This window comes from Streptomyces sp. NPDC005811 (assembly GCF_040630405.1).
GTDB lineage: Bacteria > Actinomycetota > Actinomycetes > Streptomycetales > Streptomycetaceae > Streptomyces.
In genome coordinates this window covers 1-13,068 of sequence record NZ_JBEXXK010000002.1, presented here as the reverse complement: position 1 = coordinate 13,068, position 13,068 = coordinate 1, and the positions used below count along the sequence as shown (strand labels likewise).

The window sequence follows — 13,068 nt, the reverse complement described above, 5'->3', positions numbered from 1 at the left end:
CGGAGCCGAGAGGCCTCCGGCCCCCCGCCCCCTGTCGGGCCGTCAGAAGCGTGCACCGTACGGCCCCCTCGGAATGGCCTCGGCGGGCGGCTCCCACCAGATTGGGCTGAGTGTCCGTCACCGTCCCACGAGAGGGTCCTTCCACGTGCGCGCCCAGTCGCTGACCCTGGCCGCGGCCGGCCTCGTCCTGCTGGCCCCGACCACCGGCTCCGTAGCCGCCCGCCCCGACCGGGGCAGCCCGGGTGCACCCGCGATACGCCGGGAGGGCGCCGTCGCCGCGGCCGACCTGCTGGCCCGGGTGCGCGACTGCGCCCCCGTGTCCCGGGGCCGCTACCGCACCGACGACGGGACGCCCGCCACCGTGCCGGTCTGCGGCACCGACGAGGCGGTGTTCTGGACGGCCGACATGGACATCGACTGCGACGGACGTCCCGGAACGTACTGCAACAGCGGGACCGACCCGCTGTTCTCCGACGCCACCGCGTTCACCCAGTCCGACGGCCGCTACCTCAGCGCCGAGAGCCTGCCGTACATCGTGGTGCCCGAGGCGAGCGACCTCTGGAACCCCCGCGATCACGGGGTGCGCGGAGGTGCGGTCGCGGCGGTCGTCTACCGGGACCGGGTCCAGTACGCGGTCGTCGGTGACGTGGGCCCGCCCGACATCATCGGCGAGGCGTCCTACGCGACCGCCGCGGCCCTCGGCATCCGCCCCGACCCGCACGGCGGCGGCACCCCCTCCGGGGTCACCTACATCGTCTTCAGGGACTCCCGCGCGACCCCGATCGAGAGCCATGCCGCCGCGGCGGAGACGGGCGAACGGCTGGCCCGTGCGTTCGTGGAGTCGGCCGACCGGGCGGCGCGGGGGCCGGGGCCGGCGGCGGGCCGGACGCCGGGTGGGTCGGTGGACGGGGGCGCGGCGGTCCGCGGGGACCGACGGCCCGACGCCGACCCGGACGCCCGGACCGAGCAGGACGGGACGTCACGGAAGCCGGACGGCCGGGACACCGAGGAGGCGGAGCCGGCCGAGGAGGGCCCGGAGGCCACCGGCACCGGGACGGAAGACGAAGCGGACGAGGAAGCGGACGAGGAAGCCGACGTGGAGGCGGCCGAGGAAGCGGGGGAGTAGCGGGACGCGGACGGCCGCCGCGGCCGGAGCCGGTCCGAGCCGCGGCGGCCCCGGGTCAGACCGCCGACCAGCCGTCGTCGACGGGCAGCACCACGCCGTTGATGTTGCTCGCCGCGTCCGAGGCGAGGAAAACGATCGCGGCGGCCTGCTCCTCCGCCTCGGCGAGCCGGCCGACGTTGACGAAGTGCGGGCCGAGCGCCGCCGGACCGTGGGCCGCCTGGTCGGCCTCGACCACGATCGCGGTCTTCGTGCCGCCCGGCGCGATCGCGTTGGCCCGGATGCCCTTGCTCCGGTACATCACCGCGAGGTTCTTCGTGAGTCCCACGATGCCGTGCTTGGAGGCCGTGTAGGCGGCGCCGGCCGCGCTGCCCCGCAGGCCCGCCTCCGAGGCGGTGCTCACGATCGCCCCCTTGCCGGCGGCGAGCATGTGCGGCAGCACCGCGCGTGTCAGCAGGAAGGGCGCCGTGAGGTTGACCCGGATGACCCGCTCCCACTCGGCGTCGGTGACGTCCGCCAGCGCCGACATCCGGTCCATGATCCCGGCGTTGTTGACCAGCACGTCGACCCCGCCGAAGCGCTCGACCGCGGTGTTCGCCACCTCGTCCACGACGGACTGCTCGCTGAGGTCCCCGGTGACCGCGACGGCCGTACCGCCCGCCTCCTCGATCTCCTTGACGACGGCGGCTGCGCCGTCGGCGTTGAGGTCGGCCACCACGACGCGCGCCCCCTCCGCGGCGAAGGCCAGGGCCGTGGCGCGCCCGATGCCCGAGCCCGCTCCGGTGACGACGACGCTGCGGCCTTCCAGTCCAGTGGCCATGTGGTGCTCCTAGCTGCGATGTGCGCGCTGTCCGCGCTGATGGCGCCACCCTACGACTTAATGTCTGCGAGTGACATAAATTCGTGGGGGAGAATTCGGCAGGCACGGAGGATCTTGTGGGCGTGACCGGACCGGAGGACGACTGGATGACGACATCCCGGGGACGCACGGGCCGGCCGCCCCTGACCGAGGCGCGCAAGGCGGAGATCCGGCTGGAGATCGCCCATGCCGCGGTGGACCTCTTCGTGGCCCAGGGCGTCGCGGCCACCACGGGCGAGCAGATCGGCCAGGCGGTGGGCGTCTCCGCGCGCACGGTCTGGCGGTACTTCCCCAGCAAGGAGGCCTGTGTACGGCCCCTGCTGACGGCCGGCATCGACACCCTCGCGGCCTGTCTGCGGGAGTGGCACCCGGGCACCGCCCTCGGTGACGCCCTCGTCCGGATCCTGGAGGCCGACGAGCGGATCGTCGTCGGACCCGACCCCGCCACCCTGGGGGCGCTCGTCCGGCTGACCCGCACCGAACCGGGCCTGCGCGCCGTCTGGCTCCAGACCTACGACGAGGCCGAACCGGCGTTCGCCCGCGCCCTCGCCGAGCGCGCCGGGCTGCCCGCGGACGCGCTGCGCCCGGCGATCCAGGCGGCGATGTTCAACGCGGCCCTGCGCGCCGCCGTCGAGCAGCACGCCTGGCACGCCACCGACGCCGCCCGCGGCCCGGCGGCGGCCCGGACCGAACTGGCCCGGGCCATCCGCGCGGCCCTCACCGTCGTGGGCGAGGGCCTGACGTAGGCCGCCGCCGAGCCGTCGTACTCCCCGCCGTCGAACGGCGCGGCCCGGTCACACCTTGCGGTAGTCGTACGCCTCGGACGCGGCCGCCGTGACCGCGTCGAGGTCGGCCCCCGTCGCCGCCGTGACCACCGCGGCCACCGCGCCCTCGACGAACGGGGCGTCCACCAGGCGGGCGGACGCGGGGAGTTCGTCGCCCTCGGCGAGCAGCGCCTTGACCGTGAGGACGGCACTGCCCAGGTCGGTGAGGAGGGCGACACCGGCGCCCCGGTCGACGGAGGCGGCCGCGGCGGCCACCAGCTCCGCGCTCGTGCCCAGCCCGCCGCCCTCGGTACCGCCCGCCGCCGCGACGGGCACGGCCGCGCCGCCGCCCGCGAGGCCCTTCGCCAGCTCGGCCACGGCGCTCGCCACCGCCGCGCTGTGCGAGACCAGCACGATCCCGACCAGCTTCTCGTCGCTCACCGTCGCCTCACTCTCCCGTTCACTTCCCGTCGGCCTCGGCGAGCGCCGCGATCAGCAGGGCGGACGAGGTGGCCCCCGGATCCTGGTGCCCGATGCTGCGCTCCCCGAGGTAGCTGGCCCGGCCCTTGCGGGCCTGCAGCGGTGTCGTCGCCTCGGCGCCCCGCTCGGCGGCGGTGCCGGCGGCGCCGAACCCGTCCCCGAGCGCGGCGACCGCCGGCACCAGCGCGTCGATCATCGTCTTGTCGCCCGGCGCGGCGCCCCCGAGCTGCATCACGGCGTCCACGCCCGTCCGCAGCGCCTCGGCGAACTCCGCCTCGCTCACCTCGGCCGCGTCCCCGAGCGCCTTGCCGGTCCGGCGCAGCAGGGTGCCGTACAGCGGTCCTGAGGCGCCCCCGACGGTGGAGATGAGCTGGCGTCCGGCGAGGACGAGGACCGCGCCCGGGGTGTCCGTCTCCTCCTTCGCCAGCGCGGCGGTCACCGCGGTGAACCCGCGCTGGAGATTGCTGCCGTGGTCGGCGTCCCCGATGGGGGAGTCGAGGGCGGTGAGCCGCTCCGCCTCACGGTGGACGGACGCGGCGGTCGCCGTCATCCAACGGCGGAAGAAGTCGGCGTCGAGCACAGGATCTCCCCTCACATGCCCCAGCGCAGGCCCGGTGTGCTCACCGGCGCGTCCCACAACCGCAGCAGTTCCTCGTCGATCTGGCAGACCGTCACCGAGGCGCCGGCCATGTCGAGGGAGGTCACGTAGTTGCCGACGAGCGTCCGGGCGACGGCCACCCCACGCTGGTTCAGCACCCGCTGCACCTCCGCGTTGAAGCCGTACAGCTCCAGCAGCGGGGTGGCACCCATGCCGTTGACCAGCACGAGGACGGGATTGCGCGGGGGCATGTCGTCCAGGACGGCCTGCACGGCGAAGTCCGCGATCTCCCCGGACGTCATCATCGCCCGCCGCTCCCGGCCCGGTTCGCCGTGGATGCCGATGCCGAGCTCCAGCTCGCCGGCCGGCAGGTCGAAGGTCGGGCTGCCCTTGGCGGGTGTGGTGCACGCGCTGAGCGCGACACCGAAACTGCGGGAGTTCTCGTTCACCTGGCGGGCGATGGACTGCACCCGCTCCAGCGGCTGGCCCTCGTCGGCGGCGGCGCCCGCGATCTTCTCCACGAACAGCGTCGCGCCGGTACCGCGGCGCCCCGCCGTGTAGAGACTGTCGGTGACGGCCACGTCGTCGTTGACCAGGACCTTGGCGATCTGGATGCCCTCGTCCTCGGCGAGCTCGGCCGCCATGTCGAAGTTGAGCACGTCGCCGGTGTAGTTCTTCACGATGAACAGCACGCCCGCGCCGCTGTTCACGGCGGCCGCCGCGCGCAGCATCTGGTCGGGCACCGGAGAGGTGAACACCTCACCGGGACAGGCCGCGGAGAGCATGCCCGGTCCGACGAACCCCCCGTGCAACGGCTCGTGCCCCGACCCGCCGCCGGACACCAGCCCGACCTTCCCGGCCACCGGGGCGTCCCGCCGTACGACCACCCGGTTCTCCACGTCGACGGACAGCTCGGGATGGGCGGCCGCCATCCCGCGCAGCGCGTCCGCGACCACGGTCTCCGGAACGTTGATCAACATCTTCATGGGTACCTCCTACTGACACGAGCAGGCTGGGTTCCTCCGAGGGAATTATCGACCTTGTGGCGGTGAAGGTCACGTGGACGGTGGCCCGGGGGACCGCGTCGCGCTCGGGAAGAGGCGTTCCACCGCGCCGACCAGGGCGGCGCGGCGGGCGTCGAGGGACGGGTCCGCGGCCTGTTCCGCCGCGGCGGCGCCGATCTCGGTCTGGGTCGCCCAGGTCGTCGCGATCTGGTTCACCAGGGCGAGGACGTCGACCGGGTCCCAGGCCGGATCGAGCTGTCCGGCCCGCTGCGCCTCGCGCAACTGCTCGACCTTGCGGGCGACGGCCGCGTGGACGGGGGCGGCGGCGGTGTCGGCGAGTTCCAGGCGCCCCCAGGCGATCAGCCGGTGGTGGTCGGGGCGGGCGACCGTGAAGTGGTCGAAGAGGCGGCCCGCGTACCCCGGCAGGTCGGCGGGGTCCATCGGGGTGGCCTCCGCGACCAGGGCCAGTTCACGTGCGGACACGTGCGCGTAGAGCGCCTCCTTGCCGCGGAAGTACGCGTAGACGCGCTCCTTGCTGGTCCTGGCCTGCTTGGCGATGCGGTCCACCCGGGCGCCGGCGATGCCGTGGCGGGCGAACTCGTCCCGGGCGGCGGTGACGATCCGCTCCCGGGTCGAGTCGGCGCCGTCCTGGGCGGCGGGCTCGGCGGCGGTCGGGTCGGTGCTGGGTGAACGACGCATACGAACAGGATAAGTGGCCGAACTGTTTCGTTTGGCGTTGTGGGAGGCGGGGCGTAGGCTCAAACCAAACGGTCTGGTTTGGTGCAAGCGCACGCCGGACCCGGCACCCATGTCTGGAGAGAACCCATGCAGCACCGCACCCTCGGCTCCCAGGGCCTGCGCGTCTCCGCGCTCGGTCTCGGCACCATGGGGATGACCCTCGCCTACGGCTCCTCGGACGAGCAGGAGGGCATCGCCACCATCCGCCGCGCCCATGACCTCGGGGTCGACTTCTTCGACACGGCCGAGCTGTACGGCCTCGGCACCGGCAGCAACGAGATCCTGCTCGGCGAGGCCGTGCGGGACTTCCGTGACGAGGTGGTCCTGGCCACCAAGTTCGGTTTCGACATGACCGCCGAGCAGGTCGGCGCCGGGTTCGACAGCCGTCCGGAGAACATCCGCAAGGTCGCCGAGAACAGCCTGCGCCATCTGCGGACCGACCGGATCGACCTCTTCTACCAGCATGTCTCCGACCCCGACGTCCCGGTCGAGGAGGTCGCGGGCACGGTCGGCGAGCTGATCGCCGAGGGCAAGGTGAAGTACTTCGGCCTCAGCAACGTCGGCCCGCAGTACATCCGCCGCGCGCACGCCGTCACCCCGGTCACGGCCCTGCAGTCCGAGTACTCGCTCTTCGAGCGCGAGGTGGAGGAGAAGATCCTGCCCGTCCTGCGGGAGCTGGGCATCGGCCTCGTCCCGTACTCCCCGCTCGGCCGCGGATTCCTGACCGGCGTGGTCAAGCCCGCCGCCGAGTACCCGGCGGACGACATGCGCAGCTGGGACGAGCGCTGGCAGGGGGAGAACTACACGTACAACCTGAACGCCACCGAGCGGCTCAAGGAGCTCGCCGCCGCGAAGGGCATCACCGCCGCTCAGCTCGCGCTGGCCTGGCTGCTCGCCCGGGGCGACGACGTCGTCCCGATCCCCGGCACCCGCAACGCCGACCGCCTGGCGGAGAACACCGGCGCCGTGGACGTCGACCTCACCGAAGCCGACCTCGCACGGATCGCGCAGATCCTGCCCCGGGGCTCCGCGGGCGGCCGCTACCCGGCCGCCATGCTGTCCGTCATGTCGACCGACTGACGGCACGGCGTACGGCCGCGGGGGAGCGTTTCCGGTCGCTCGTGAAAGCGCTTCCCCGTTGTCGTGTACAAGCAGGTACATTTTCCGGGTCGAGCGGGTGCCGTCACGCGGCCTCGAAGCAGCCGTACCCGCTCCTTCGGGGGAGCAGCCCCGGAGGAGCACTCTCATGGACAAGGCCGTGCGCCGGCGCCGTCGGGCGCTCTTCCTGGCGTTCCTGATCGCGGGGATATCGATGTCCTCGTGGGTGACCCGCACGCCCGCGATCCGGGACCGGCTGGAGGTGTCCACGGCCCAGATGGGGCTGGTGCTGTTCGGGCTGTCGCTCGGCTCGATGCTCGGGATCAGCTGCTCGGGGCGGCTGGTGTCCCGGTTCGGGACCCGGCCCGTCATCGTCTGGGGGACCTGGCTGCTCATCGCGGGGATGGCCGTGATCTGCGCGGGTGCTTTCGCCTCCTCGGTCGCCGGGGTCACCGCCGGCCTGTGTCTCTTCGGCGCCGGCATGGGAGGCGGAGACGTGGCCGTGAACGTCGACGGCACCGACGTCGAGCGGATCGGCGGCACGACCACCCTGCCCGCGCTGCACGGCTGCTTCAGCCTGGGCACGGTGTTCGGGGCGGGGGCCGGGATGGCGGCGACGGCGGCCGGGGTCCCGGTGCACTGGCATCTCGCGGCGGTCGTCCTGCTCGCCGCGGGGCTGCTGCTGTTCGCCGCCCGCGCCATCCCGGCGGGCACCGGCCGGATCGTCCGCACGGCACGGCGGGCGGGCGGCGCCGCGGAATCGCACCCCGCGGTGTGGAAGGACGGCAGGCTCCTCCTCATCGGCGCGATCGTCCTGGCCATGGCGCTGGCCGAGGGCGCGGCCAACGACTGGCTGCCGCTGCTGATGGTCGACGGACACGGCATGGACGCCACCGCGGGCTCCCTCGTCTACACCGGATTCGCCGCCGCGATGACGGTGGGCCGCTTCACCGGCTCCTACGTCCTCGACCGCTTCGGCCGCATCAACGTCGTGCGCGCCAGTGCCGCGTCCGGCGCGCTCGGCCTGCTCATCGTCATCGTCTTCGACAGCCCCGTCCTCGCCGGTGCCGCCGTGCTGTTCTGGGGACTGGGCGCCTCGCTCGGCTTCCCGCTGGCGCTCTCCGCCGCCGGGGAGTCCGGCCCCGACGAGACGGCCCGGGTCGGTCTGGTGGCCGTCATCGGCTATGTCGCCTTCCTCGTCGGCCCGCCCGGCCTGGGCTTCCTCGGCGACCACCTCGGCCTGCGCCCGGCCATGCTCGTCGTCCTCGGCTGCGTCGCCTGCGCGGCCTTCCTGGCCCCCGCGGTCGACACGTCCTCGCGCCGCGTCGCGGGCGCGGCGCTCCCGCACCAGGAGGCGGCGGAGCACACCCGCTCCTGACCGCCGCGGCCGGGCCGCGCTCCTGATTGCCGCGGTCGGGCCCCGTCCTCAGCGCCGCGCCGGGCCCCGTCCTCAGCGCCGCGCCGGGCCCCGTCCTCAGCGGCGCGGAGTGCACCCGCTCCTGATCGCCGCGGTCGGGCCCCGCTCCTGATTGCCGCGGCCGGGACCCGCCCCCAGCGCCGCGGAGCGCACCCCGCCCTCAGCGACGCGGTCGGTCGCTCGGGCTCAGCGCGCCGAACGCCTCGTCCAGAAGGTCTTCGAGATCGAGCCGTCCGTCCGAAGCGGTCCAGTGGTCCAGGGCGACGTTCAGGCAGTCCAGCGCCGCGGCGGCCCGCACATGCAGGGCGAGCGACACCTCCTGCCCGGGCCCGGAACGCTCGGCCAGGGCGTCGGCCAGCGCGGGCTGCCACCCCCGCTGCTTCTCCAGCTGGCGCGCGCACAGGGCCGGGGTGTCCAGGACCAGGCGGGTGAGCCGCAGCGCGCTGGCCGGATCGCGGCGGTAGTTCCCGACGACGGTGTCGAAGGCGCGCCTGAGCGCCTCCCAGTCGTCCTCCGTCGCGGGGCGCTCGCGCAAGGCGTCGGCGACCTGCCGCCCATGGGCGTCGAAGGCGCTGAGGACGGCCTCCTCCTTGCTGCCGAAGTACCGCAGGAACGTACTGCGGGAGACGCCGGCCGCCGCGGCGAGATCGTCGAGGGTGACGGTCTCGTAGCCCTCGCGCAGGAAGAGCCCGAAGGCGGCCTGTGCCAGTTCGGCGCGTACGGCGGCCCGGGCGATCTCGCGTGTCGTACTGCTGCGTGCTGCTCGGCTCACGCCGGGATCGTACCGCGCACGAGACAAGGTTGCAGAGCTGACTCTTCATTCCTAGTCTGACACTCAGTTCCATAATTGAAATGGAGAGGCATACTGTGGTGAAGACCCTCGCTCTCATCGGCAGCGGCATGATCGGCGGCGCGCTCGCCCGCCTCGCCGTCGCCGCCGGTCTGGACGTCGTCCTGACCAACTCCCGCGGCCCGGAGACACTGGCCGGCCTCGTCGCCGAACTGGGCGGCCGGGCCCGTGCCGCCACGCCGGAGGAGGCCGCCCTGGCCGGTGACCTGGTGGTCGCGACGATCCCGCTGAAGAACTACCGCCTGCTGCCCGCGCGCGCCCTCGCCGGCAGGACGGTGATCGACACGATGAACTACTACCCGGACCGCGACGGCCGGTTCGACGCGCTGGAGACGCGCGAGGTCACGTCCACGGAGCTGGTGCAGCGGCAGCTCGCCGACGCGCACGTGGTGAAGGCCTTCAACAACATCGACTTCCGCCGGCTGCTCACCAGCGCGCGTCCCGCCGGCTCCGCCGACCGCAGCGCCCTGCCCCTCGCGGGCGACGACCCGTCGGCCAGGGCGGAGGTGGCCCGGCTGCTGGACCTGCTCGGCTACGACGCCGTGGACATGGGAGCCGCCCGCGACAGCTGGCGCAGCCAGCCCGGCACGCCGGTCTACGTGCAGCCGTACATGGTGCCGCGGCCCGAAGGCCTCGGCCAGGAGGAGGGGCGGCGCTGGTTCTTCGAGACCCCCGGCGCGCCGCTCCCCGTGCGCCGCGTGGAGGAGCTGCTCGCCGCGGCCGCGCGCTGACCGGCCGGCCTCACTCCCCGGCGGCGGAGGGCGGCGACGACCACTGCCGCCGGGCCGCGGCGAGCAGGTCGGTGATCTCCGCCGCCCGTCGGACTCCGCCGAACACATAGTGGTCCGGGCGGACCAGCACCGCCTCGCAGCCGTGCGACCGCAGCCAGGGGGCGAGGACGGGCACCTCCTCCCGGTACGTTCCCGCGGGCGCCGGACCGTCCGACCGCCGCAGGGGTACGAGCCGGACGGGGAATCCGCCCTCGGCCTCGTGCGCGCGCAGCGCCGACTCCGCGGCGCGGACGTCGGCGTCCTCGTCGAGCACCAGCCGGAAGGTGTCACCGGTGAACGCGTCCAGCAGCCCGCTCCCTCCCCGGCTGTCGATGACGCGCGGCTGGGGAAGGATCCCGCCGCGCGCGGGGGAGCCGTCGGGCGAGAGGAACCCCGCGTGGAGCCCCGGGATCAGGGACTGGCGGACGGTGCCCCGGGGCCGGTCCGCCAGTTCCGCCAGCAGCGTGGCGTCACGGGCCGCCGCGGCCGCCTCGTCCCGCTCGCAGATGATCCGCCCGAACTCCTTCGCCGTGGCCGTCACCTGGAGCACATGCGGCTCGCGCTCCCGCTGATAGGTGTCGAGCAGCCCGTCACCGGCACCCCCGTGCCGGTGCGCGGCCAGCTTCCAGAGGAGGTTGGAGGCGTCGCGGATCCCCTGGCACATGCCCTGTGCGAGGAACGGCGGTGTCATGTGGGCGGCGTCCCCGAGGAAGAACAGCCGCCCGGCACGCCACTGTCGGAGCACCAGGGCGTGGAAGCGGTAGGCCGACGCCCGCCACAGGTCGTAGTCGCCGGGATCCAGCCAGCGGGACAGCAGCTCACGGACGACCCGGGGCTCGGTCATCTCCCGTGGATCCTCGTCCTTGTCGATCATCAGCTCCCAGCGGCGGAGCCGGCCGGGCCCCACCACGAAGGTGCTGGGCCGGGCCGGCTCGCAGTACTGGACGTTGGTCCGCGGCAGGTCCTCGCCCGTGCCGGGGTGCAGGAGGACGTCCACCACCAGCCACGGTTCGTCGAACTCCAGGTCGCGCAGGGGCAGCCCCGCGCGGGCCCGGATGCCGCTGCTGCCGCCGTCGCACGCCAGCACGTACCGCGTACGGACCGTGCGCCGGCGGCCCGCCCCGTCCACCGTCTCGACGGTCGCGCCCCCGGCGTCGGTCCGCACGTCGGTCACCGTGGTGCCGAGCCGGACGTCGACCCCGGCCGCCCCGGCGAGGCGGTGGCGCAGGGCCTTCTCCAGCTCCGGCTGGAGGAAGACGTAATTGGGCGCCCAGCCCAGCGGGTGGGGCGGCGGCGCGGTGCCGATCCGTTTGATGACCTGCCCGTGGCGGTTGCGGTACTCCGACGGGCGGTACGGCATCACATGCGGCGCGAGCGCCTCGGCCAGGCCGAGGCCGCCGAAGGTGCGCATGACCTCGTGGTCGAACCCGATGGCACGGGGCCGCGGCTCGACGGCCGTGGCCCGGTCGAACGCCACCGCGGTCAGCCCGTGGGCGCCGGCCAGATTCGCCGCCGTGGCACCGACCGGGCCGAGGCCCACGATCGCCACGTCGGCGTCGAATGTGTCTGTCACGGTCGGGAGCGTATTTGTATGAACTTTGACAGTCAAGGGTCGATCGAAATCGGGACCACCCTCGGGACGGTCATGCGGCCCCGCCCTGCGGTAAATTAGTAGGACGTCCTACTATCTCGGGGTCGGCGTACCCCTGACCCGTCCGGGAAGGTCCCCATGAGCGAAGTGCACCGGCCCGTGCACCCCATTCGACTGATCACCGCCTCGGCCCTGTTCGACGGGCACGACGCGTCCATCAACATCATGCGCCGGATCTTCCAGTCCCAGGGCGCGGAAGTGATCCACCTCGGCCACAACCGGTCGGTGCAGGAGGTCGTGGACGCGGCGCTGGAGGAGGACGCCCACGGGGTGGCGGTCTCGTCCTACCAGGGCGGGCACGTGGAGTATTTCGAGTATCTGGTCGACTCGCTGCGCGCCCAGGGCGCCGAGCACGTCCGGGTGGTGGGCGGCGGGGGCGGGGTCATCGTCCCCGAGGAGATCGCCCGGCTGCGGGGGAGCGGGGTGACCATCTTCTCCCCGGAGGACGGGCAGCGGATGGGCCTGGCCGGGATGGTCAACTCGGTCGTCGCGGACTGCGACTTCGACCTGTGGGACGGCAAGCCGGCCGACGTGCCCGCCGTCCTCGCGGGCGACCGGTTCGCGATCGCCCGCGCGATCACCGGCGCGGAGCTGGGCAAGCTGCCCGACGACTTCCTCGCCCAGGTGCGCGCCGCCGCCGCGGCCCGGACGGTGCCGGTGCTGGGCATCACGGGCACGGGCGGCTCCGGCAAGTCCTCGCTGACCGACGAGCTGGTGCGCCGCTTCCGCGTCGACCAGCAGGACAAGCTGCGGATCGCGGTGATCGCGGTCGACCCCACCCGCCGCCGGGGCGGCGGCGCGCTGCTCGGCGACCGCATCCGGATGAACTCCCTGGACGGCAGCCGGGTGTTCTTCCGCAGCCTCGCCACCCGGGGCAGCCGAGAGCTGCCCGAGCACCTGTCGGACGTGATCGACGTGGTCAGGGCGGCCGGGTTCGACCTGGTGGTCGTGGAGACGCCGGGCATCGGTCAGGGCGACGCGGCGATCGTGCCGTTCGTCGACACGTCGATGTACGTGATGACGCCGGAGTTCGGCGCCGCCTCGCAGCTCGAGAAGATCGACATGCTCGACTTCGCCGACGTCGTGGCGATCAACAAGTTCGAGCGGCGCGGCGCGAAGGACGCGATGCGCGACGTGGGCCGCCAACTGGTCCGCAACCGGGAGGCGTTCGGCAAGCGGCCGGAGGACATGCCGGTGTACGGCACCTCCGCGGCCACCTTCAACGACGACGGCGTCACCGCGCTGTACCAGCACCTCAGGACCGCCCTGGGCGCACAGGGGCTGCCGCTGGTCCAGGGCGCGCTGGAACCCGTCGACGTGCGTCACTCCTCCGGCATCCGCCAGGTGGTCCCGGCGGAGCGGGTGCGCTATCTCGCCGAGATCACCGACACGGTCCGCGCCTACCACGGCGAGACCGGCCGGCTCGCCGAGGCGGCCCGGCGCGTGCAGCGCCTCGACGCCGTACGGGGCGAACTCGCCGCGGCCGGCTCCGACGCCGCGAACGTCGAGTCACTGCTCGACGGCGCCCGCCGCGACCTCCCGCACGAGATCGCCGGTCAGCTGGCGAACTGGCCCGCGGTCGTCGCCTCGTACTCCGGCGACGAGCAGGTGGTGAAGGTCCGGGACAAGGAGATCCGCACCAAGCTGACCCGTGAGTCCCTCTCCGGGAACAAGGTCCCCCGCGTCGCCCTGCCCCGGTTCACCGACCACGGTGAG

General features: G+C 73.6%; 12 protein-coding genes and 1 pseudogene. 6 read left to right on the top strand and 7 right to left on the bottom strand.

Annotation, left to right across the window (positions count from 1 at the left end; genetic code table 11):
- Window positions 1-145 precede the first annotated feature (145 nt).
- Window positions 146-838 (top strand): annotated as a pseudogene (locus tag ABZ490_RS02135) (glycoside hydrolase family 75 protein); the annotation flags it as partial.
- Between the two features lie 343 nt (window positions 839-1,181).
- Here the strand turns inward: ABZ490_RS02135 and ABZ490_RS02130 are convergent.
- Entirely contained in the window at window positions 1,182-1,943 is a 762-nt protein-coding gene (locus ABZ490_RS02130) for a glucose 1-dehydrogenase (protein ID WP_358983002.1), read from the bottom strand.
- 146 nt (window positions 1,944-2,089) lie between these two features.
- On the opposite strand from ABZ490_RS02130, the gene ABZ490_RS02125 reads away from it, so the two are divergent.
- Complete coding sequence (locus ABZ490_RS02125) at window positions 2,090-2,728, top strand: TetR/AcrR family transcriptional regulator (RefSeq protein WP_358983587.1); 639 nt, start codon at window positions 2,090-2,092, stop codon at window positions 2,726-2,728.
- A 48-nt stretch (window positions 2,729-2,776) separates the two neighbouring features.
- Here the strand turns inward: ABZ490_RS02125 and ABZ490_RS02120 are convergent, their stop codons facing one another.
- The 4 genes from ABZ490_RS02120 to ABZ490_RS02105 form a co-directional block, all read right to left on the bottom strand.
- Window positions 2,777-3,187, bottom strand: a complete 411-nt coding sequence (locus ABZ490_RS02120) for a PTS fructose transporter subunit IIA (protein ID WP_358983000.1) — start codon at window positions 3,185-3,187, stop codon at window positions 2,777-2,779.
- 19 nt (window positions 3,188-3,206) lie between these two features.
- On the bottom strand, window positions 3,207-3,806 hold the full coding sequence (gene dhaL, locus ABZ490_RS02115) for a dihydroxyacetone kinase subunit DhaL (RefSeq protein ID WP_358982997.1): 600 nt from the start codon (window positions 3,804-3,806) through the stop codon (window positions 3,207-3,209).
- 11 nt (window positions 3,807-3,817) lie between these two features.
- Entirely contained in the window at window positions 3,818-4,810 is a 993-nt protein-coding gene (dhaK, locus tag ABZ490_RS02110; protein ID WP_358982995.1) for a dihydroxyacetone kinase subunit DhaK, read from the bottom strand.
- 69 nt (window positions 4,811-4,879) lie between these two features.
- Complete coding sequence (locus tag ABZ490_RS02105; RefSeq protein ID WP_358982993.1) at window positions 4,880-5,527, bottom strand: TetR family transcriptional regulator; 648 nt, start codon at window positions 5,525-5,527, stop codon at window positions 4,880-4,882.
- Window positions 5,528-5,653: 126 nt separating this feature from the next.
- Between ABZ490_RS02105 and ABZ490_RS02100 the strand changes: the two genes are divergently transcribed.
- On the top strand, window positions 5,654-6,646 hold the full coding sequence (locus ABZ490_RS02100; protein WP_358982991.1) for an aldo/keto reductase: 993 nt from the start codon (window positions 5,654-5,656) through the stop codon (window positions 6,644-6,646).
- Window positions 6,647-6,743: 97 nt separating this feature from the next.
- Complete coding sequence (locus tag ABZ490_RS02095) at window positions 6,744-8,042, top strand: MFS transporter (RefSeq protein ID WP_358982989.1); 1,299 nt, start codon at window positions 6,744-6,746, stop codon at window positions 8,040-8,042.
- Between the two features lie 199 nt (window positions 8,043-8,241).
- On the opposite strand, the gene ABZ490_RS02090 is transcribed toward ABZ490_RS02095, so the two are convergent.
- Window positions 8,242-8,853, bottom strand: coding sequence for a TetR family transcriptional regulator (locus tag ABZ490_RS02090; RefSeq protein ID WP_358982986.1), 612 nt, complete (start codon window positions 8,851-8,853; stop codon window positions 8,242-8,244).
- Window positions 8,854-8,933: 80 nt separating this feature from the next.
- Here ABZ490_RS02090 and ABZ490_RS02085 point away from each other — a divergent pair, with 80 nt between their 5' ends.
- A complete protein-coding gene (locus tag ABZ490_RS02085; protein ID WP_358982984.1) occupies window positions 8,934-9,662 on the top strand; it encodes an NAD(P)-binding domain-containing protein in 729 nt (242 codons plus the stop codon).
- Between the two features lie 10 nt (window positions 9,663-9,672).
- Here the strand turns inward: ABZ490_RS02085 and ABZ490_RS02080 are convergent, their stop codons facing one another.
- Window positions 9,673-11,274, bottom strand: a complete 1,602-nt coding sequence (locus ABZ490_RS02080) for a bifunctional 3-(3-hydroxy-phenyl)propionate/3-hydroxycinnamic acid hydroxylase (RefSeq protein WP_358982982.1) — start codon at window positions 11,272-11,274, stop codon at window positions 9,673-9,675.
- A 156-nt stretch (window positions 11,275-11,430) separates the two neighbouring features.
- Between ABZ490_RS02080 and ABZ490_RS02075 the strand changes: the two genes are divergently transcribed.
- The coding region (locus ABZ490_RS02075; RefSeq protein WP_358982980.1) for a cobalamin-dependent protein at window positions 11,431-13,068 on the top strand (1,638 nt) is incomplete at its 3' end.